Source organism: Caballeronia sp. DA-9, assembly GCF_051615025.1.
GTDB classification, from domain to species: Bacteria; Pseudomonadota; Gammaproteobacteria; order Burkholderiales; family Burkholderiaceae; genus Caballeronia; species Caballeronia sordidicola.
Genome location: NZ_CP195133.1, coordinates 3,617,393 through 3,637,578, shown reverse-complemented (window position 1 = coordinate 3,637,578; position 20,186 = coordinate 3,617,393). Strand labels below are relative to the sequence as shown.

The 20,186-nt window shown below is 60.3% G+C and carries 15 protein-coding genes; 13 read left to right on the top strand and 2 right to left on the bottom strand.

Annotated features, from left to right (window positions below):
• The first annotated feature begins 127 nt into the window (after positions 1 to 127).
• From atpE to ACRWA7_RS32965, 9 genes are all read left to right on the top strand, one after another.
• Entirely contained in the window at positions 128 to 400 is a 273-nt protein-coding gene (gene atpE, locus ACRWA7_RS33005) for a F0F1 ATP synthase subunit C (RefSeq protein WP_047895197.1), read from the top strand.
• A gap of 164 nt (positions 401 to 564) precedes the next feature.
• Positions 565 to 1,035 carry a F0F1 ATP synthase subunit B gene (locus tag ACRWA7_RS33000; protein WP_060817610.1) on the top strand — a complete coding sequence of 157 codons (471 nt, stop codon included), beginning with the start codon at positions 565 to 567 and terminating at the stop codon, positions 1,033 to 1,035.
• Between the two features lie 2 nt (positions 1,036 to 1,037).
• Positions 1,038 to 1,577: a F0F1 ATP synthase subunit delta gene (locus tag ACRWA7_RS32995; RefSeq protein ID WP_047895195.1), complete on the top strand. Its 540-nt coding sequence runs from the start codon at positions 1,038 to 1,040 to the stop codon at positions 1,575 to 1,577.
• A gap of 47 nt (positions 1,578 to 1,624) precedes the next feature.
• A complete protein-coding gene (gene atpA / locus ACRWA7_RS32990; protein WP_060817611.1) occupies positions 1,625 to 3,166 on the top strand; it encodes a F0F1 ATP synthase subunit alpha in 1,542 nt (513 codons plus the stop codon).
• 100 nt (positions 3,167 to 3,266) lie between these two features.
• Positions 3,267 to 4,169: a F0F1 ATP synthase subunit gamma gene (atpG, locus tag ACRWA7_RS32985; RefSeq protein ID WP_060817612.1), complete on the top strand. Its 903-nt coding sequence runs from the start codon at positions 3,267 to 3,269 to the stop codon at positions 4,167 to 4,169.
• 68 nt (positions 4,170 to 4,237) lie between these two features.
• On the top strand, positions 4,238 to 5,632 hold the full coding sequence (gene atpD, locus ACRWA7_RS32980) for a F0F1 ATP synthase subunit beta (RefSeq protein WP_060817613.1): 1,395 nt from the start codon (positions 4,238 to 4,240) through the stop codon (positions 5,630 to 5,632).
• Positions 5,633 to 5,683: 51 nt separating this feature from the next.
• Positions 5,684 to 6,109, top strand: a complete 426-nt coding sequence (locus ACRWA7_RS32975) for a F0F1 ATP synthase subunit epsilon (RefSeq protein ID WP_056356279.1) — start codon at positions 5,684 to 5,686, stop codon at positions 6,107 to 6,109.
• Between the two features lie 232 nt (positions 6,110 to 6,341).
• Positions 6,342 to 8,072 carry an AMP-binding protein gene (locus ACRWA7_RS32970; protein ID WP_438394866.1) on the top strand — a complete coding sequence of 577 codons (1,731 nt, stop codon included), beginning with the start codon at positions 6,342 to 6,344 and terminating at the stop codon, positions 8,070 to 8,072.
• Between the two features lie 523 nt (positions 8,073 to 8,595).
• Positions 8,596 to 9,543 carry an alpha/beta hydrolase gene (locus ACRWA7_RS32965; RefSeq protein WP_438394865.1) on the top strand — a complete coding sequence of 316 codons (948 nt, stop codon included), beginning with the start codon at positions 8,596 to 8,598 and terminating at the stop codon, positions 9,541 to 9,543.
• Between the two features lie 68 nt (positions 9,544 to 9,611).
• Here ACRWA7_RS32965 and ACRWA7_RS32960 read toward each other — a convergent pair whose 3' ends face one another.
• Positions 9,612 to 10,451, bottom strand: coding sequence for a transporter substrate-binding domain-containing protein (locus tag ACRWA7_RS32960; protein ID WP_438394864.1), 840 nt, complete (start codon positions 10,449 to 10,451; stop codon positions 9,612 to 9,614).
• Positions 10,452 to 10,612: 161 nt separating this feature from the next.
• Here ACRWA7_RS32960 and hemE point away from each other — a divergent pair, with 161 nt between their 5' ends.
• Positions 10,613 to 11,701, top strand: a complete 1,089-nt coding sequence (gene hemE, locus ACRWA7_RS32955; RefSeq protein WP_438394862.1) for a uroporphyrinogen decarboxylase — start codon at positions 10,613 to 10,615, stop codon at positions 11,699 to 11,701.
• Positions 11,702 to 12,118: 417 nt separating this feature from the next.
• Positions 12,119 to 14,431 carry a primosomal protein N' gene (locus ACRWA7_RS32950; protein WP_438394861.1) on the top strand — a complete coding sequence of 771 codons (2,313 nt, stop codon included), beginning with the start codon at positions 12,119 to 12,121 and terminating at the stop codon, positions 14,429 to 14,431.
• Between the two features lie 45 nt (positions 14,432 to 14,476).
• Here ACRWA7_RS32950 and ACRWA7_RS32945 read toward each other — a convergent pair whose 3' ends face one another.
• Complete coding sequence (locus ACRWA7_RS32945) at positions 14,477 to 14,647, bottom strand: hypothetical protein (protein ID WP_157766590.1); 171 nt, start codon at positions 14,645 to 14,647, stop codon at positions 14,477 to 14,479.
• A 310-nt stretch (positions 14,648 to 14,957) separates the two neighbouring features.
• Here ACRWA7_RS32945 and putA point away from each other — a divergent pair, with 310 nt between their 5' ends.
• Positions 14,958 to 18,890 carry a trifunctional transcriptional regulator/proline dehydrogenase/L-glutamate gamma-semialdehyde dehydrogenase gene (putA, locus tag ACRWA7_RS32940; protein ID WP_438394860.1) on the top strand — a complete coding sequence of 1,311 codons (3,933 nt, stop codon included), beginning with the start codon at positions 14,958 to 14,960 and terminating at the stop codon, positions 18,888 to 18,890.
• A 101-nt stretch (positions 18,891 to 18,991) separates the two neighbouring features.
• Positions 18,992 to 20,140, top strand: a complete 1,149-nt coding sequence (locus ACRWA7_RS32935; RefSeq protein ID WP_060817618.1) for a branched-chain amino acid ABC transporter substrate-binding protein — start codon at positions 18,992 to 18,994, stop codon at positions 20,138 to 20,140.
• Positions 20,141 to 20,186: the final 46 nt, after the last annotated feature.

The following is a 20,186-nucleotide window of genomic DNA, read 5'->3' as shown; positions in this document are numbered from 1 at the left end:
AGGGAAGATGCACAGTAGTCCGGTAGGCCGCTGCAAGACAGCGCGGCGGCAAACCACAGCAGAATCCGTATCGAGTTTCAATTTTTTATAAATCTAAGTTCCAAAGTCTTTTCACATAGGAGTAGTCATGAACGCTTTCATCGCCAACATCCAGGGTCTGACCGCCATCGGTATCGGCATCATCATCGGCCTGGGTGCAATCGGCGCCTGTATCGGTATCGGCCTGATGGGCGGCAAGTACATTGAAGCATGTGCCCGCCAGCCGGAACTGATGAACCCGCTGCAAACCAAGATGTTCCTCTTGGCTGGTCTGATTGACGCGGCGTTCCTGATCGGCGTTGGTGTGGCAATGCTGTTTGCGTTCGCAAACCCGCTGCTGTCGAAGCTCGCCGCAGGCTGAGTTTCCTCGGAAGTGTGCGCTTGAGCCTTGGGGCGTCAAGTGCAGGACGGAACGGGCGACGGCGCTTAGTCGATGTACTCCTCGCGATGCAAGCTCGCGATGCAACCCTCGATCAGGCGCCTTGCCGTTTCACTCTCCGGATTAGCAACGTTTAAGGAAACACCGTGAATCTCAACGCAACCCTGTTTGCGCAAATGGTCGTGTTTCTGATCCTCGCGTGGTTCACGATGAAGTTCGTGTGGCCGCCGTTGATCAACGCCCTGGATGAGCGCTCGAAGAAGATCGCCGACGGCTTGTCAGCCGCCGAGAAGGGCAAGGCCGAACTCGAAGCCGCACATAAGCGCGTCGACCAGGAACTCGCGCAAGCCCGTAACGACGGCCAGCAGCGCATTGCGGACGCCGAAAAGCGTGCAGTGGCTGTCGCCGACGAAATCAAGGCTAACGCTCAGGCCGAAGCTGCGCGCATCATTGCACAAGCGAAAGCCGACGCAGACCAGCAAATCGTGAAAGCGCGCGAAGCATTGCGCGGCGAAGTCGCGGCATTGGCCGTGAAGGGCGCCGAGCAGATCCTGAAGCGCGAAGTCGATCAATCGGTTCACGCCGACATGCTGAATCAACTCAAAACCGAGCTCTGATCATGGCCGAACTTGCAACCATCGCCCGACCGTACGCTGAAGCTTTGTTCCGCGTGGCCGAAGCGGGTGAGCTCGCCGCCTGGTCTGACTTCGTCGAGGAGCTGGCTCAGGTTGCGCGTCTGCCTGAAGTGCTGTCCATCGCGACGAGCCCGAAAGTGAGCCGCGACCAAGTCAGCGAGCTGTTGTTGTCGGCGGTGAAATCCCCGCTCGCCAAGCAGCCGGAGGCGAAGAACTTTGTGCAGATGCTGGTGGACAACCATCGGCTGACGCTGATGCCCGAAATTGCCGTGCAGTTCGACGAGCTGAAGAATTCCCGCGAAGGTGCGGCCGATGCGCTGATTGTCAGCGCGTTCCCGCTGGAAGGCGCACAGTTGACCGACCTTGTCGCGAATCTCGAACGCAAGTTCCATTGCAAGCTGAAACCTACTGTTGAAGTCGACAAGTCGCTGATCGGCGGCGTTCGCGTGACGGTAGGCGACGAAGTACTCGATACCTCGGTCCGCGCGCGCCTCGCGAGCATGCAGACGGCGCTGTCCGCCTGACGCCTTGTGCGCCTGAGCGGTTAAGAATTGACTATCTGGAGTGACTAATGCAACTCAATCCCTCTGAGATCAGCGAGCTGATCAAGAGCCGGATCCAGGGCCTGGAAGCGAGCTCCGATGTTCGCAACCAAGGCACTGTGATTTCCGTGACCGACGGTATCGTGCGTATTCACGGTTTGTCGGACGTGATGCAGGGCGAAATGCTCGAATTCCCGGGCAACACCTTCGGCCTCGCGCTGAACCTCGAGCGCGATTCGGTTGGCGCCGTGATTTTGGGCGAATACGAACACATTTCGGAAGGCGACATCGTCAAGACGACGGGCCGCATTCTCGAAGTGCCGGTTGGCCCGGAACTGCTCGGCCGCGTGGTCGACGCTTTGGGCAACCCGATCGACGGCAAGGGTCCGGTCAACGCAAAGATGACCGACGCTGTCGAAAAGATCGCGCCGGGCGTGATATGGCGCAAGTCGGTTTCGGAGCCGGTGCAAACGGGCCTCAAATCCATCGACGCAATGGTGCCGGTTGGCCGTGGCCAGCGCGAGCTGATCATTGGCGACCGCCAGTGCGGCAAGACGGCTGTCGCCATTGACGCGATCATCAACCAGAAGGGCAAGAACCTCTTCTGTATCTACGTTGCGATTGGCCAGAAGGCTTCGTCGATCATGAACGTGGTTCGCAAGCTGGAAGAAACCGGCGCGCTGGAATACACGATCGTGGTCGCGGCTTCGGCTTCGGAATCGGCCGCCATGCAATATCTGGCGCCGTACGCCGGCTGCACGATGGGCGAATACTTCCGCGATCGCGGTCAGGACGCGCTGATCGTATATGACGATTTGACCAAGCAAGCCTGGGCGTATCGTCAGATTTCGCTGTTGCTGCGCCGTCCGCCGGGCCGTGAAGCGTATCCCGGCGACGTGTTCTATCTGCACTCGCGTCTGCTGGAACGTGCTGCTCGCGTGTCGGAAGACTACGTCGAGAAGTTCACAAACGGCGAAGTGAAGGGCAAGAGCGGTTCGCTGACTGCATTGCCGGTCATCGAAACGCAAGCTGGCGACGTGACTGCGTTCGTTCCGACGAACGTGATCTCGATTACCGACGGCCAGATCTTCCTGGAAACCGACCTGTTCAACGCCGGTATCCGTCCTGCGATCAACGCGGGTGTGTCCGTGTCGCGAGTCGGTGGCGCAGCGCAGACCAAGGTCATCAAGAAGCTGTCGGGCGGTATTCGTACCGACCTCGCGCAGTATCGTGAGCTGGCTGCGTTCTCGCAGTTTGCGTCGGACCTTGACGAAGCGACCCGCAAGCAACTGGAGCGCGGCCGCCGCGTGACGGAATTGCTCAAGCAGCCGCAATATCAGCCGCTGCAAGTGTGGGAACTCGCTATCTCGCTGTTCGCCGCGAACAACGGTTATCTGGACGATCTCGAAGTTGCTCAGGTACTGCCGTTCGAAAAGGGTCTTCGCGACTATTTGAAGACGAAGCACGCGGACATGATCAAGCGCATTGAAGATAACAAGGACTTGTCGAAGGACGACGACGGCGCATTGCATACCGCGCTGAAGGACTTCAAGAAGTCGGGCGCTTATTGATTTCGGTACCGATCTTCGGATTTGGTCGAAATTTGAAGCGGCGCGGGCCGCTTCTGGAACAAATGAAGCATCCCGCGCCACTTCGATCGAGGAGTAAGCAATGGCTGGAATGAAGGAAATCCGCGGCAAGATCAAGAGCGTGCAAAACACGCGCAAGATCACCAAGGCTATGGAAATGGTGGCTGCGTCGAAAATGCGCCGCGCGCAGGAGCGCATGCGCGCAGCTCGTCCATATGCCGACAAGATCCGCGAAGTTGCCGCACACATGAGCGCTGCGACGCCTGAGTATCGCCATCCGTTCATGGTTGAGAACAAGGGCGCGAAAGCGGCCGGCATGATCCTCGTCACGACCGATAAAGGTCTGTGCGGTGGCATGAACACGAACATCCTTCGCGCCGCGCTCCTGAAGTTCAAGGAGCTGGAGCAGAAAGGGCAGACGGTTGAAGCATCCGCGATTGGCAGCAAGGGTCTGGGCTTCCTGAACCGGCTGAAGGCCAAGACCGTGTCGCAAGTTACGGCGCTCGGCGACACGCCGCACCTGGAAAAGCTGATCGGCGCGATCAAGGTTCAGCTCGACCTGTATTCGGAAGGCAAGATCAGCGCGGTTTATCTGGCGTTCACGCGCTTCGTCAACACGATGAAGCAGGAAGCCGTGATCGAACAGTTGCTGCCGTTGTCGGCAAGCGATTTCGCGCGCAAGGACGGCCTCGACAAGACCAGCGAACCGGTCACGCCGAAAACCTCGTGGGATTACATCTACGAACCGGATGCGCAGACCGTGGTCGACGAACTGCTCGTGCGTTATGTGGAAGCACTCGTGTATCAGGCCGTGGCGGAAAACATGGCGTCGGAGCAATCGGCTCGCATGGTCGCCATGAAGGCCGCGTCGGATAACGCGAAGACCGTGATCGGCGAATTGCAGCTCGTGTACAACAAGAGCCGGCAAGCAGCGATTACGAAGGAATTGTCAGAGATCGTCGGTGGCGCTGCAGCGGTCGGTTGATCGTCCAGGCGTCGAATCGAACTGCGCCTGTCGCGCGAGTGAAGAATCAAGTATCTAAAGGAAATGCGATGAGTACTACTGCTTTGGTAGAAGGCAAGATCGTACAGTGCATCGGCGCAGTGATCGACGTGGAATTCCCGCGTGCCGACATGCCGAGGATTTACGACGCGCTCGTTTTGGAAGGCTCGGAACTGACGCTTGAAGTCCAGCAACAGCTGGGCGACGGCGTGGTCCGGACCATTTGTCTGGGTGCATCGGACGGATTGCGCCGTGGCACGGTCGTGAAGAACACGGGCAAGCCCATCAGCGTGCCGGTCGGCAAGCCGACGCTTGGCCGCATCATGGACGTGCTGGGTCGTCCTATCGACGAAGCCGGCCCGATCAACACGGACGTGACGCGCGGGATTCACCAGAAGGCGCCGAAGTTCGACGAACTGTCGCCTTCAACGGAACTGCTCGAAACCGGCATCAAGGTGATCGACCTGATCTGCCCGTTTGCAAAGGGCGGCAAGGTTGGCCTCTTCGGCGGCGCCGGCGTGGGCAAGACCGTGAACATGATGGAACTGATCAACAACATCGCTAAAGAGCACGGCGGTTATTCCGTGTTCGCCGGTGTTGGCGAGCGTACCCGCGAAGGGAACGACTTCTATCACGAAATGAAGGATTCGAACGTTCTGGACAAGGTCGCGCTGGTGTACGGCCAGATGAACGAGCCGCCGGGCAACCGTCTGCGCGTGGCGCTGACGGGCCTGACAATGGCCGAGCATTTCCGCGACGAAGGTCTGGATGTGCTGTTCTTCGTGGACAACATCTACCGTTTCACGCTGGCTGGTACGGAAGTGTCGGCTCTCCTGGGACGTATGCCATCGGCTGTGGGTTATCAGCCTACGCTGGCTGAAGAAATGGGCCGTCTGCAGGAACGGATTACATCGACGAAAACCGGCTCGATCACCTCGGTGCAAGCCGTGTACGTTCCCGCCGATGACTTGACCGACCCGTCGCCGGCGACCACCTTCGGTCACCTGGACGCAACGGTCGTGTTGTCGCGTGACATTGCTTCGCTGGGTATTTATCCGGCTGTGGATCCGCTCGATTCGACCTCGCGTCAGATCGACCCGAACGTGATTGGCGAAGAGCACTACAACATCACGCGCGGCGTGCAGCAAACGCTGCAGCGCTACAAGGAATTGCGCGACATTATCGCGATTCTGGGCATGGACGAACTCGCGCCGGAAGACAAGCTCGCGGTTGCGCGCGCTCGCAAGATCCAGCGTTTCCTGTCGCAGCCGTTTCACGTCGCGGAAGTCTTCACGGGCTCGCCCGGCAAGTACGTGCCGCTGAAGGAAACCATCCGCGGCTTCAAGATGATCGTTGAAGGCGAGTGCGATCATCTGCCGGAGCAGGCGTTCTACATGGTCGGCACCATCGACGAAGCCTTTGAAAAGGCCAAGAAGATTCAGTAAAGCGGGCTGGGCGCGGGAACTGTAAAAAGACCGCGCCCTATTGGAGTCGATATGGCAACTATTCAAGTAGACGTCGTCAGCGCGGAAGAGCAGATTTTTTCCGGCCGGGCGAAGTTCGTTGCGCTGCCGGGCGAAGCAGGTGAACTCGGTATCTTGCCGGGCCACACGCCGCTGATCACGCGGATTCGTCCGGGTGCGGTGCGCATTGAAGCGGAGAACGGCGAGGAAGAGTTTGTGTTCGTCGCGGGCGGTATTCTTGAGATTCAGCCGGGTGTGGTAACGGTTCTCGCCGATACCGCGATCCGTGGTCAGGATCTCGACGAAGCCAAGGCAGTCGAAGCGAAGAAGCGCGCGGAAGAAGCGCTGCAGAACACCGGTTCGAACCTCGAGTACGCAACCGCGCAAGCGGAACTCGCGTACGCGACGGCTCAGATCGCGGCGATTCAACGGCTGCGGAAAATTCGCGGTCAGCATTAAGCTTTTCAGTAGTTTCAGCTTCGGGAAAAAGCAGCCTTCGGGCTGCTTTTTTTATGGCCGCGGCGAGCATCTGTCCGTGCATTTCTGCATATCCAACAGGCACGTATTCACCGCTCATTGCGGGTAACACTCAATGCCGTGCATCTTCCGCGCGATGCACAATTAGCCTTCCGAATGGCTTTCACGCCCCCACGCCGCGCAGCGTTCCACATCAACGGAGGAGACCTTCGACATGGCTACCCCATCGACGCACACCGGGCCACAGATCGAACCACTCGACGGCCTGTCCTACGTTCGCGGCTCGACCGATATCCCGCTTAGCGAAGCGACGGTTTCACGCTTTCTCCTCGATACCGCCGCCCGATATCCCGACCGTCCGGCCGTGGTTTTTCGCGAGCAGAACGTTCGCTGGACATGGCGCGAATTCGTCAATGAAGTGGATGTCCTCGCGTCGGGCCTGCTGCAACTCGGCGTTGTGGCGGGCGATCGGGTTGGTATCTGGTCGCCGAATCGTGCCGAGTGGCTGCTGACGCAATTCGCCACTGCGAGGATCGGCGCGATCCTGGTGAACATCAATCCGGCGTATCGGCTGGCCGAGCTGGAATATGCGCTGAACAAGGTCGGCTGCAAGGCGTTGATTGCGGCGGAACAGTTCAAGTCATCGAAGTATCTGGAGATGTTGCAAACGCTCGCGCCAGAACTCGCGACGGCTGAGCCCGGTTTTCTCAACGCCGCCCGATTCCCTGATTTGAAAGCCGTGATCCGCATGGGCGAAGGCTCGACGCCCGGCATGCTGCGTTTCCCCGATGTCATGTCGCGCGGCCGCGAACGGCTTGACCGAACGCAACTCGATGCACTGGAATCAAAACTCAGCGCGTTCGATCCCATCAACATCCAGTTCACGAGCGGCACGACCGGCAATCCCAAGGGCGCGACGCTCACGCATCACAACGTGCTGAACAACGGCCGCTATATCGCGCACTCGATGTTGCTTACCGAGCAGGATTCGCTCTGCATTCCCGTGCCGCTTTATCACTGCTTTGGCATGGTGCTGGCGGTTTTGGCGTGTGTATCGGTGGGCGCGGCGATGGTCTTTCCCGGCGAAGCGTTCGATCCTGCTGCCACACTTGCCGCCGTAGATGAAGAACGCTGCACCGCGCTTCACGGCGTCCCGACCATGTTCATTGCCGAATTGGATCTCCCAACCTTCGGTCAGTACGACCTGAGCCGCTTGCGCACCGGCATCATGGCGGGCTCGCCTTGTCCTATCGAAACCATGAAACGCGTGGTCGCAAAGATGAACCTGCGCGAGATCACCATCGCGTATGGGATGACGGAGACGAGCCCGGTATCGTTCCAAAGCTCGACCACCGATCCACTCGATAAACGCACGACAACCGTCGGCCGGATCCAGCCGCATCTGGAAGTGAAGCTCGTTGATCCGCTTGGCGAAATCGTCCCGGTTGGCGAGACGGGCGAACTTTGTACGCGCGGCTATTCGGTGATGAAAGGCTATTGGGCCGACGAAGCGAAGACGCAAGAAGTGATTATCGACGGCTGGATGCACACCGGCGATCTCGCCACGCTCGATGCGCAAGGATATTGCAACATTGTCGGACGGTTGAAGGACATGCTGATCCGCGGCGGCGAGAACATTTATCCGCGCGAGATTGAAGAATTTCTGTTCCGCCATCCAAAGATCCAGTCTGCGCAAGTTTTCGGCGTTCCCGATGAAAAATACGGCGAGGAAGTATGCGCGTGGATTGTTCTTCGACAGGGCGAGTTCGCTACGCCGGAAGACATTCGCGAGTTTTGCCAAGGGCAAATCGCGCACTACAAGATCCCGCGACACATCCGTTTCGTAGATGAACTTCCCATGACCGTCACCGGGAAGGTCCAGAAGTTCATCATGCGCGCGAAGATGATTGATGAACTGAAGGTCACGGAGGCAAAAACCGCCTGAGATCCGTTTGCGAGCGTATAAAAAATGGCCGCCGGAACAATCGCGGCGACCATTTCATTTCCACGCAAACGTTTGTGCAGACGAAAAAAAAGCGGGCCTGGAGCCCGCTAAAAACCACACGCTACGGGGTTAGCGCGAGGAGACCAAAGGTGGGAAGGGTCGAGATGCTTTTTCTCGACCAACGAGCCCAACAAACATGTCCCAGACATTGGGTTTCGGAACCTTTCCGACCGACAAGCGCAAGCAGGCGTGTTGCTCTTTACCCACATTGAACTCGATCACATATGTGTTGAGACCGTTGAAGTGATTGTGGGCGAATAATTCAGGCATCGCCGTAACAAAGTGTTTCAGGTTGTAACCCTTGAACCGCAAGGCTTCGAGCTGTTTTCGTCGAAAAATTGTCTATAGACGTATTAATCAGTGTTTTTAATCACGACCGCTTCGAGCGCATTTTCTTGATTTTAAGCACAATCGAAATCCGCTGAACTGATCGGACTGCAACACTCGCATGGAGACAATCCGCATGACCATCGACGCAGACCTGCTCGCGTATTACGCGAAGGTCGCTGAAGCTTTTCCCAAACTTCCCGCCAACGCCGATGCGCGGGCCATGCGCCAGCAGTTCCAGGACGTGGCGCGCGCGTTCGCAACGCCGCGTCCCGCCGGCGTCAAGGTGGATGAGATCGTGTTGCCCCTTGATGGGCGTGACCTGCGGGCGCGCGTGTATCGGCCGGAGCCTGCCAGCGTGGCGCTGCCGCTCGTCGTTTATTTTCACGGCGGCGGCTGGGTTCTCGGCGATCTGGACACGCATGACGTGATGATCGCGCGCTTTGCGCTGGATTCGCACTGCGCGGTGGTCAGCGTGGATTACCGGCTGGCGCCCGAGTTCGCGTTCCCCACGCCCGTGGACGACGCGCTGGACGCGCTGCTTTGGCTCGCCGAGCATCGTTCGCGGATGGGATTCGCCACCACGCGCCTTGGCGTAGCCGGAGATAGCGCGGGCGCCCATCTCGCGGCAGTTGCGGCGCGGGCGGCGAACGACCGCGTGGCGGGCCTCGTGAGCGCCCAACTGCTGATCTATCCGGTCGCGCGGTGCCGTTTCGAAGGCGGAAGCTTTACCGCGAATGCCGAAGGGCCCGGCCTCAGCACGGAAGAGATGAAGTGGTACTGGTCACAATTCCTGACCACGCAGCCGCCCGCCGACGACGACGTCCGCGCGTTTCCGCTCGCCGAGTCGTACGATCGCACGCCGGCGCGGGCGCTGATTGTGGGCGCGGCCTACGATCCGCTTTATGACGACGCCCACGAATTTGCACGTTTTCTGGAAGCAAACGGCGGCCGCGTGGAAGTAATTGATGCGCACGACATGACGCACGGCTTCGGACGAATCCAGGCGCATTCAAAATCCGCGGAAACATGGATGAAAAAAACGTCAAAACGCTTCGGTGAATTGTTACACGCGCCGCGTTGACTTTTAGACGTCCAGCGCCATTGGATTACGTGACGCTTACGAGCGGATTTGTAAGCGTCACGGGCTAACTATTTGAGCCATTTATCGAAGATTGACTGGTACTCGCCAGTCGATCGCGACAAATGCAGCCATTGGTCCACATACTGCTGAAACACCACGTCCCCACGCGGCAGCAAGTACGCTTTTTCGGCGAATTGAAACGGCTTGTCCGGATGCACCGAGCAAAGGCCGGGGTTGAGTTTTTGCTGGAGCAGCGTTTCGGACGCGTCGGTGACCATGACGTCGGCGTGACCATCGAGGATCTGCTTGAAGATCGTCACGTTGTCCGGATATTCAATCAATTGCGAGTGCGTGAGAAATTGCTTCGCGTATTTCTCGTTCGTGCCGCCCGGATTCACGATAGTGCGCACGCCCGGCTGATCGATCTGCTCAACGGTCTGATATTTATCGGCATCCGCGCAGCGGACGATTGGCGTCTTGCCGTCGACCATATATGGCTGCGTGAAGAACGCGCGCTTCTGGCGATCCAGCGTGACGGAAACACCGCCAACCGCAATGTCGCATTTCGCCACGAAATCGCTCATCAGGTTGGACCACGACGTCTTCACGAACTCCGGTTTTACGTTCAGGGAACGCGCGAGGTTCTGCACCATGTCGATGTCAATGCCTTCGAATTGTCCGTCCGGCCGCAGGAACGAGTGCGGCTTGTAGTCGCCTGTCGTGCAGATGCGCAAGCTGCCGCGCGCAAGGATTTCATCGAGCCGGGAAGCAGGCGCCGTGTTGACGGACGGCGCGCTCGCCGCGGGCTTGCCGGTGATGCTGCCCGCCTGCACGGTCTGCGCGCATGCGCCGGTAGCGACGCCGAAGGCCAGGGCGGATACGGCGGCGCAAAAGGCGAAGACTCTCATCGATACTCCTTGTTGGACGTTTTGAGCGGCTGATCATATCGATGCAACCGCGCATTGGATATTGGCTGATGCCCCGGACTTGAGCCACGGCAGAGGTGGCCGAATTCCCGTGGCCGCCTCCGGTAGAATGGCCTTTTGCCCAAAGCCCGAGCTTGAGCCACGTGCCTTCCACACTTCTGAACGATACCTTCCTTCGCGCGCTGCAGCGCCAGCCGACCGACTACACGCCGATCTGGCTGATGCGTCAGGCGGGCCGCTACCTGCCCGAGTACAACGCCACGCGTTCGCGCGCCGGCAGTTTCCTCGGCCTCGCGACCAATCCGGATTACGCGACAGAAGTCACGTTGCAACCGCTCGACCGTTTCCCGCTCGACGCCGCGATTCTTTTCTCCGACATCCTGACCATTCCCGACGCAATGGGGCTCGGACTCAATTTCGTGCAAGGCGAAGGTCCCCGGTTCGAGCGTACGGTGCGCACGGAGGAAGATGTGGCGAAGCTGGCTGTGCCGGCTATCGATGCCACGCTGGGTTACGTGACCGACGCGGTATCGCAGATTCGCTGCGCATTGACAGACGCACAAGGCCGCCAGAAAGTGCCGCTGATCGGCTTTTCGGGCAGTCCGTGGACGCTCGCCTGCTATATGGTGGAAGGCGGCGGGTCGCCCGATCATCACACGGTCAAGGCGATGGCCTATACGCGGCCCGACCTGATGCACCGCATTCTCGACATCAACGCGCAGGCCGTGACCGCGTACCTGAACGCGCAGGTCGAGGCGGGTGCGCAAGCCGTGATGATCTTCGACACCTGGGGCGGCGCACTGGCCGACGGCGCGTATCAGCGCTTCTCCCTTGAGTACATTGCGAAGGTCGTCGCGGGCCTCAAGCGCGAACACGACGGCGTGAAGGTGCCTGTCATTACCTTCACCAAGGGCGGCGGCTTGTGGCTTGAACAGATTGCATCCATAGGCGTGGATGCCGTTGGCCTCGACTGGACCGTGAACCTTGGCCAGGCCCGGGAAAAGGTGGGCGGCAAGGTGGCGTTGCAGGGAAATATCGATCCAACTGTGTTGTTTGCATCGCCTGCGGTGATCCGAACGGAGGCGCGCGCTGTCCTCGACAGCTTCGGCAACCATCCAGGCCATGTATTCAATCTGGGCCACGGGATTTCCCAATTTACGCATCCGGAAAACGTCGCTGAACTGGTTGATGAAGTGCATCGGCACAGCCGGGCGATTCGTTTAAAGAACTGAAGCCTGGTCAAAAAAGATTGCTGCCTTGCGGCATGAAAAGCTTACGCAAGACGGTTCGCCGGGTGGCAATAGTGCCTTGAAACGTCCGTGGATCGGCTGTTCGGCCAATGTCAAGGTTGACTTATGCACATTTTGTACGTTGCGGCGCGCAAACCTCAATTCAGACCAAACTTACCGGTCGAAGCTGTGAATTGTGACATCAAGTGCATGATTAATAAGAGATATCTTGATTTGGTGCGTTATGTGGGGTACCGAACACAACTAGCGAGAACAAGGTTTTTTGCGGGTGTCAATCAAAGTTCTCAACAAAGTTATCCACAGGGCTGTGGAAAGCTGCGAAATCTCAAAAATAATCCATGGCTTAGCGGCGATTGTGATGTTTCACTTTAACTTCGCGGCGCTCAGGCTGACGTTCACGTGGAAACATTGCGGCGCTATGACGCGCGGGTGGTGCCGCAATTGAGCGTCTTTGTCCGCGTCGCGCTGGATCATCCGCTGGCGACGCTTTTCGATTATCGATACACCCTGGAATCCGCGCCGCTGCCCGGCATGCTGGTGCGGATTCCGTTCGGACGTCGCGACGCAGTCGGCATGATCTGCGAGGTCACGGACCACAGCGACGTGCCGGCGGATAAGCTACGCGACGTCGCCGCCATTTGCAGCGCACTGGCGCCGCTTGCAAAAGAGTGGCGCGCGCTGACGCTTTTTGCCGCGGATTATTATCAGCGCGGCTTGGGCGAAGTGGCATTGCCCGCACTGCCGCAAGTCTTGCGCGACGCCTCGCGTTGGGCGAAGTTGCTCGCGCCGGAAGAGCGCTACAGGTTGACGGCCGAGGGGCGCGCCAATCTTCCTGACGGGTTGCCGGCGCGCGCAACGGCGCTGCGCCGTCTCGCCGGGGCATTGGCTGCAAATCCTACCCTTCCGGCCGCCGATGCCCGCGCGTTGCATCCGAAAGCCCGCGCGACGCTGGACGAATGGCAGTCGCACGGCTGGGTAAGGCTGGAAACAGGCGATGTCCCGGCCGAGGACATTGCGCTCGAATCGCAACTCGAAAAGGCCGCACTACTTCATACCGGCGGCGCGCTTTTGCCGCAACTCACGGCCGAACAAACCGAAGCCGTCGATGCCATCCGGCACGCGAAAGGTTTTGCTGCGTTCCTGCTGCATGGCGTGACGGGCAGTGGCAAGACGGAGGTTTATCTCCACGCGCTGGCTGATCTGCTTGCCGCACGACCCGACGCCCAGGCGCTCGTGCTTGTCCCGGAAATCAATCTCACGCCGCAATTCGAAGCCGCGTTCCGCACCCGGTTCGCCGCGTTGCCGGAAGGCGCCATCGTCACCATGCATAGCGGCCTGGCCGAAGGCGAGCGCGCGCGCAACTGGCTCGCGGCGCACATCGGCCGCGCGCGGCTCGTGCTGGGCACGCGGCTAGCCATACTCGCATCGATGCCGAAGCTGGCGTTGATCGTCGTGGATGAAGAACACGATCCCGCGTACAAGCAGCAGGAAGGCTTGCGCTATTCGGCGCGGGATCTGGCGGTGTATCGGGCGAAGGAAATCGAGATTCCCGTTGTACTCGGGTCCGCTACGCCGTCGCTGGAAAGCTGGTGGCAGGCCGAGCAGGGCAGATACACCAGGCTCACGCTCACGCGCCGCGCCGTGGCGACAGCCGTTCTGCCAAGCGTGCGGCTAATCGACCTGGAAGAGGAAAGGCAGCGTGGACGGGCGTCGGTGGAAGGCTTGTCCGGGCCGTTGATCGCTGCGATGAAAACCCGTCTCGAACGCGGCGAGCAAAGCCTCGTGTTCCTCAACCGGCGCGGCTACGCGCCCATTCTTTCTTGCGACGCCTGCGGCTGGGTTGCAGGCTGCCCGCGATGCAGCGCCTACGTGGTTCTCCACAAGCCGGAGCGCGCGCTGCGCTGTCACCACTGCGGCTGGGAATCGCGCATTCCGAAGTCCTGCCCGGATTGCGGCAACGTTGACATTGCTCCGATGGGGCGCGGCACGCAACGCGTCGAAGAAACGCTGGCGACGGCGGTGCCGGGCGCGCGGGTTCTGCGTATTGATGCCGACAGCACGCGGCGCAAAGGCAGCGCCCAAGCGCTCTTTTCCGATGTCCACGCCGGTGAAGTCGATATCCTTGTCGGCACGCAGATGATCGCGAAGGGGCACGATTTTCAGCGCGTGACGCTGGTCGGCGTGCTCAACGCCGATACCGCGCTTTTTTCCCACGACTTTCGAGCCAGCGAGCGGCTTTTCGCACAATTGATGCAGGTAAGCGGGCGCGCCGGGCGCGCGGGATTGCCTGGGGAAGTGATGATCCAGACGCGTTATGCACGGCACGCGCTTTATCACGCGCTGGCCCGGCATGATTACGTCGGCTTCGCCAATTCGACGCTGGCCGAACGGCGCGACGCGCATTTGCCGCCGTTTGTCTATCAGGCGATGTTGCGGGCCGAGGGAAGGACGCTTGAAGTCGCGCTGGACTTTTTGGGCGCGGCGGCGGCGGAGTTTGCCGCGCTGGCCGGGACCGAGCGGGTGACGGTGTATGACGCGGTGCCGCTGACCATTGTGAAGGTCTTCAACGTGCATCGCGCGCAGTTGCTGCTCGAATGCGCTTCACGCGCGGTGTTGCAGAACGCTCTGCGGGCGTGGCAGCCGGCGTTGCGCGGAATCAAGGTGAAAGGCCTGATCCGATGGAACGTCGAGGTCGATCCATTGGACATCTAGGCCGCGAGGGAGCGGCCTGCGGGGTGCGGCCTGCAAGCGCCCGCTTTAACGCGCTACGTCCACGCCAGGCGCGAAAGCGCCGCCCTTCATGTCGCGGCTGTCGCCACGGTTTTCACCGTCCGGACGCTCCACATGCGGTTGAGCTCCGCGGATGAACAACACCACGCACATTGCGACCATCGCCCATACGATCATAAAAACCATCCAGTTGCTCATATCCTCTGCTCCCCGAACCACGGCTGATTAAATTCGGCCGCTCTGGATTCGTCGCTACTTTGGCCGTACCCGAGTTATCGGCAGCAAGCAGGATTTAATTAGGGTGATGCTGAAAAATAGCCAGTCGCGGGAATCGTAGGCACGCGCTGGCTTCGTCGCTATCCTCAATTACCCCTAATCCCTTATCCTATATGGTTTTCCATAGGTGCAACCCGTCTCTAAAAGTCGGTTGCACCTTTTTTATGTGCGAGTTACGATTCGGCCACTTTTCAAGCTATCGCCGGCTCCTCAGGTCGGCAAGGAACGAGTTATGGCGAGCACCACCCTGGGCGTCAAAGTCGATGATCTTTTGCGTACCCGCCTGAGAGACGCCGCAACGCGGCTCGAGCGTACGCCGCACTGGCTCATCAAGCAGGCGATCTTCGCGTACCTGGAGCGCATCGAACATGGACAGTTGCCGCCGGAACTGTCCGGTGCACTTGGCGCGGCCGATTCGCTCGAACCTCCTGCTCACGCCGACTCCGACGAAGACGGCGCGCCTCATCCGTTCCTCGATTTTGCCCAGAACGTCCAGCCGCAATCGGTGCTGCGCGCGGCGATTACGGCGGCGTACCGGCGGCCGGAGCCCGAATGCGTACCGTTCCTGATCGGGCAGGCGCGGTTGCCGGCAGGTGTCGCCAACGAAACGAACGCGATGGCGACAAAGCTCGTCGAAGCGCTGCGTAAAAAGCAGACGGGCGGCGGCGTGGAAGGGCTGATCCACGAATTCTCGTTGTCGAGCCAGGAAGGCGTCGCGCTGATGTGTCTTGCCGAAGCCCTGCTGCGTATTCCCGATCGCGCAACGCGCGACGCCTTGATCCGCGACAAGATCAGCAAGGGCGACTGGCGCTCGCATATGGGCCAGGCGCCGTCGTTGTTCGTCAACGCGGCGACGTGGGGCTTGATGATCACCGGCAAGCTCGTGACCACGAACAGCGAAGCCGGGTTGTCGTCGGCGTTGACGCGCCTGATCGGGCGCGGCGGTGAACCGCTGATCCGCAAGGGCGTGGATATGGCCATGCGCCTGATGGGCGAGCAGTTCGTCACGGGCGAGACGATCTCGGAGGCGCTCGCCAACAGCCGCAAGTTCGAAGCGCGTGGATTTCGCTATTCCTACGACATGCTCGGCGAAGCCGCGACGACAGAAGAAGACGCGCTGCGCTATTACGCTTCGTACGAACAGGCGATTCACGCTATTGGCAAGGCGGCGGGTTCGCGCGGCATTTATGAAGGCCCGGGAATTTCCATCAAGTTGTCGGCGCTGCATCCACGATACTCACGCGCGCAGCAAGAACGCACGATGACCGAGTTGCTGCCGCGCGTGAAGGCGCTGGCGTTGCTCGCGCGCCGTTACGACATTGGCTTGAACATCGACGCGGAAGAAGCGGACCGGCTGGAAATTTCGCTGGATCTGCTCGAAGCGCTGTGCTTCGACCCGGAACTGGCCGGATGGAACGGGATTGGTTTCGTGGTGCAGGCTTATCAGAAGCGCTGCCCGTTTGTTATCGATTATCTGATCGATCTGGCGCGTCGCAGCCGGCATCGTTTGATGGTGCGGCTGGTCAAGGGCGCGTACTGGGATTCGGAAATCAAGCGCGCTCAAGTCGATGGCCTCGAAGGTTATCCGGTCTATACGCGCAAGATCTATACGGACATCTCGTATGTGGCATGCGCGAAGAAGTTGCTTGGCGCGCCCGATGCCGTTTATCCGCAATTCGCCACGCACAACGCGTTCACGTTGTCGGCGATCTATCACCTGGCTGGCGGCAATTATTATCCCGGGCAATACGAGTTCCAATGCCTGCATGGCATGGGCGAACCGCTGTACGAAGAAGTCACCGGGCGCGACAAGCTCAACCGGCCGTGCCGCGTGTATGCGCCGGTCGGCACGCACGAAACGCTGCTCGCGTACCTCGTGCGGCGCTTGCTCGAGAACGGCGCGAACACCTCGTTTGTGAATCGCATTGCGGATAAGGCGATTCCCGTCAGCGAGCTCGTGCAGGATCCCGTCGAAGAAGCGTCCAAGCTCACGCCGCTCGGTTTGCCGCACGCGAAGATCCCGTTGCCGCGCCAGTTGTACGGCGGCGAGCGCCTCAATTCGATGGGCTTCGATCTGTCGAACGAGCACCGTTTGGCTTCCCTGTCGTCGGCGTTGCTCGCGAGCGCGAATCATCCGTGGCGAGCGGCGCCAATGCTCGAAACCAACGATGTGATAGAAGGCGTTGCGCACGATGTCCGCAACCCGGCCGACTTGCGCGATCTGGTGGGAACGGTGACGGATGCATCGCCGGAACACGTCGCTCTGGCGCTGAACAACGCCGTGGCCGCCGCGCCGATCTGGCAATCGACGCCTGTAGATGAACGCGCCGATTGTCTCGCCCGCGCCGCCGATCTGCTCGAAGCGCAGATGCATACGCTGATGGGTCTGGTCGTGCGGGAAGCCGGCAAGTCGCTGGCGAATGCCGTGTCCGAGATTCGCGAGGCGATCGATTTCCTGCGTTATTACTCGGCGCAAATCCGGGGCGAGTTTTCCAACGATACCCATCGGCCGCTTGGTCCGGTTGTCTGCATCAGCCCGTGGAATTTTCCGCTGGCAATCTTCATGGGACAGGTCGCCGCGGCGCTCGCCGCCGGCAATCCGGTGCTCGCCAAGCCTGCCGAACAAACGCCGCTGATCGCTGCGCAAGCCGTGCGCATCCTGCGTGAAGCCGGCGTGCCGGCTGGCGCGGTGCAACTTCTGCCGGGCAATGGCGAAACCGTGGGCGCGGCGCTCGTCGCCGATCCGCGCACGCGCGCCGTGATGTTTACCGGTTCAACAGATGTGGCGCGCCTCATCAACAAGACCCTGTCCGAACGGCTCGACCCTGATGGCCGCCCGATCCCGCTGATCGCCGAAACGGGCGGGCAAAACGCGATGATCGTCGATTCGTCGGCGCTTGCCGAACAAGTGGTCGCGGACGTGTTGCAGTCGTCGTTCGATTCCGCCGGTCAACGCTGTTCCGCGCTGCGGGTTCTTTGCCTGCAAGACGATGTCGCCGAGCGCACGCTCGAAATGCTCACCGGCGCGATGCAGCAACTTGCGATGGGCAATCCGGATCGTTTGTCCACGGATGTGGGGCCTGTAATCGATGCCGAAGCCAAGCAAAGCATCGACTCGCACGTTGCATCGATGCGCGAAAAAGGCCGCAACGTCGTGCAGTTGCCGACGCCCGACAGTTGCGCACAAGGCACGTTCGTTCCGCCGACGTTGATAGAACTGGATTCCATCGATGAACTCAAGCGCGAAGTGTTCGGGCCCGTCCTGCATGTGGTTCGGTATCGGCGCGCGCAACTTGATAAACTGCTCGACCAAATCAAGGCGACGGGTTACGGGCTGACGCTGGGCATCCATACACGTATCGACGAAACCATCGCGCACGTCGTCGGCCGCGCGCATGTGGGCAATATCTATGTGAACCGGAACGTGATTGGCGCGGTGGTCGGCGTGCAGCCGTTCGGCGGCGAGGGGTTATCGGGCACGGGACCGAAAGCAGGCGGCGCGCTGTATTTGCAGCGTCTTCTCGCCAAGCGCCCGACCGGTTTGCCGAAGTCGCTGGAAAGCGTGCTGATCGCGGACCAGACGGTTTCGAACGATACGCCCGCCGCGCTCACCGCATTGCGCGACTGGGCCATCGCCGAACGCGATCCGCAAACGGCCGCGCGTTGCGACGGCCATCTGCAACACGTCATGGCCGGCGCGACCGCCGTGCTGCCCGGTCCCACCGGCGAGCGCAACACATACACGCTCGGCGCGCGCGGCATGGTCTTGTGCGTGGCGTCGACGGCAAGCGGCGCGCGCGCTCAGTTCGCAGCCGTGCTGGCAACGGGCAATAAGGCGCTGTTCTCGGGCGCGGCTGGCGAGCAACTCATGGCGGCGCTCCCGGCATCGCTCAAGGCGCATGCGTTGGTGCGCAAGAACCAGGATGTTCCTTTCGACGCCGTCCTCTTCGAAGGCGACAGCGACGAACTGATGGCGCTGGTGAAGGACGTCGCAAAACGCCCGGGACCGATTGTCTCGGTGCAGGGTGTATCGGCGGGAGCGTTTGCCGACGAAGCCCACGACGGCGAGCAGGACTACGCGCTCGAACGGTTGCTGACGGAGCGCTCGGTGAGCGTGAACACGGCGGCCGCGGGCGGCAATGCGAATTTGATGACGATCGGCTGAGCCTGACTGAACTTGCAGGCGCGGCGGATTGGCTCAAACAACGGCAGCAGGCACGGCGACACCGGCACGCGCTGCCACTTACATGGGAATCAGGAGAGTTTATGGATTACACGATGAAGAAGCTGGCAGCAGCGATGTTGGTGACGGGGTTGTCGGTTGCTGCAACGGCTCAGGCGCAAACGGCTGAGGACGTGAAGGTGGGTTTCGCTGGCCCGATGACCGGCGCGCAGGCGCATTACGGCAAGGATTTCCAGAACGGCATCGTCCTCGCGGTTGAGGATTTCAACGCAACGAAGCCGGTGATCGGCGGCAAGCCCATCCGTATCGTGCTCGATTCCGCCGATGACCAGGCCGACCCGCGCACCGGCACGACCGTCGCGCAAAAGCTCGTGGATGACAACATCAAGGGCATGCTCGGTCACTTCAACTCGGGCACTACGATTCCTGCTTCTCGCATCTACGCGAACGCCGGCATTCCCGAAATCGCGATGGCGACTGCGCCGGAATACACCACGCAGGGTTACAAGACCACGTTCCGCATGATGACCTCCGACACGCAGCAAGGATCGGTGGCGGGCGAGTTCGCGGTGAAGACGCTGAAGATGAAGAAGATCGCGATTGTCGATGACCGCACGGCTTACGGCCAGGGTCTTGCCGATCAGTTCGAAAAGGCGGCGAAGGCGGCGGGCGCGACGATCGTTGATCGTGAATATGGCAACGACAAGGCCGTCGACTTCAAGGCCATCCTGACCAAGATCAAGTCGGCGAATCCGGACCTCGTGTACTACGGCGGCGCTGATTCGCAAGCGGGCCCGATGGTCAAGCAAATGAAGACATTGGGTCTTCGCGCGCCGTTGATGGCAGGCGAAATGGTCAAGACCGACACGTTCCTGAAGATCGCCGGCGACGCGGCCGACGGCACGGTGGCGTCGCTTGCTGGCTTGCCGCTGGATGAAATGCCGGGCGGCGCTGCATATGTCGCGAAGTACAAGACGCGTTTTAACGAAGACGTGCAGACGTACTCGCCTTACGCGTATGACGGCGCAATGGCCATGTTCACCGCCATGAAGACGGCGAATTCGACCGATCCGGCCAAGTACCTGCCTATGCTGGCTAAAACCGACATGCCTGGCGTGACGTCGAAGCAGCTTGCTTATGACGCGAAGGGCGATTTGAAGAACGGCGGGATCACGCTGTACAAGGTCGTTGGCGGCAAGTGGACGACGCTGCAAAGCGTGGGCGGGAAGTAAGGGTATTGGTGTGGTGTGATGTGAGAAACCCCGCGGGCGTTTTGCT

What these genes read in the sequence shown, in the direction of transcription:
- atpE (WP_047895197.1), top strand. Translation starts at nt 128, where the DNA reads ATGAACGCTTTCATCGCCAACATCCAGGGTCTGACCGCCATCGGTATC.
- ACRWA7_RS32995 (WP_047895195.1), top strand. Translation starts at nt 1,038, where the DNA reads ATGGCCGAACTTGCAACCATCGCCCGACCGTACGCTGAAGCTTTGTTC.
- atpA (WP_060817611.1), top strand. Translation starts at nt 1,625, where the DNA reads ATGCAACTCAATCCCTCTGAGATCAGCGAGCTGATCAAGAGCCGGATC.
- atpG (WP_060817612.1), top strand. Translation starts at nt 3,267, where the DNA reads ATGGCTGGAATGAAGGAAATCCGCGGCAAGATCAAGAGCGTGCAAAAC.
- atpD (WP_060817613.1), top strand. Translation starts at nt 4,238, where the DNA reads ATGAGTACTACTGCTTTGGTAGAAGGCAAGATCGTACAGTGCATCGGC.
- ACRWA7_RS32975 (WP_056356279.1), top strand. Translation starts at nt 5,684, where the DNA reads ATGGCAACTATTCAAGTAGACGTCGTCAGCGCGGAAGAGCAGATTTTT.
- ACRWA7_RS32970 (WP_438394866.1), top strand. Translation starts at nt 6,342, where the DNA reads ATGGCTACCCCATCGACGCACACCGGGCCACAGATCGAACCACTCGAC.
- ACRWA7_RS32965 (WP_438394865.1), top strand. Translation starts at nt 8,596, where the DNA reads ATGACCATCGACGCAGACCTGCTCGCGTATTACGCGAAGGTCGCTGAA.
- ACRWA7_RS32960 (WP_438394864.1), bottom strand. Translation starts at nt 10,451, where the DNA reads ATGAGAGTCTTCGCCTTTTGCGCCGCCGTATCCGCCCTGGCCTTCGGC.
- ACRWA7_RS32945 (WP_157766590.1), bottom strand. Translation starts at nt 14,647, where the DNA reads ATGAGCAACTGGATGGTTTTTATGATCGTATGGGCGATGGTCGCAATG.
- putA (WP_438394860.1), top strand. Translation starts at nt 14,958, where the DNA reads ATGGCGAGCACCACCCTGGGCGTCAAAGTCGATGATCTTTTGCGTACC.
- ACRWA7_RS32935 (WP_060817618.1), top strand. Translation starts at nt 18,992, where the DNA reads ATGGATTACACGATGAAGAAGCTGGCAGCAGCGATGTTGGTGACGGGG.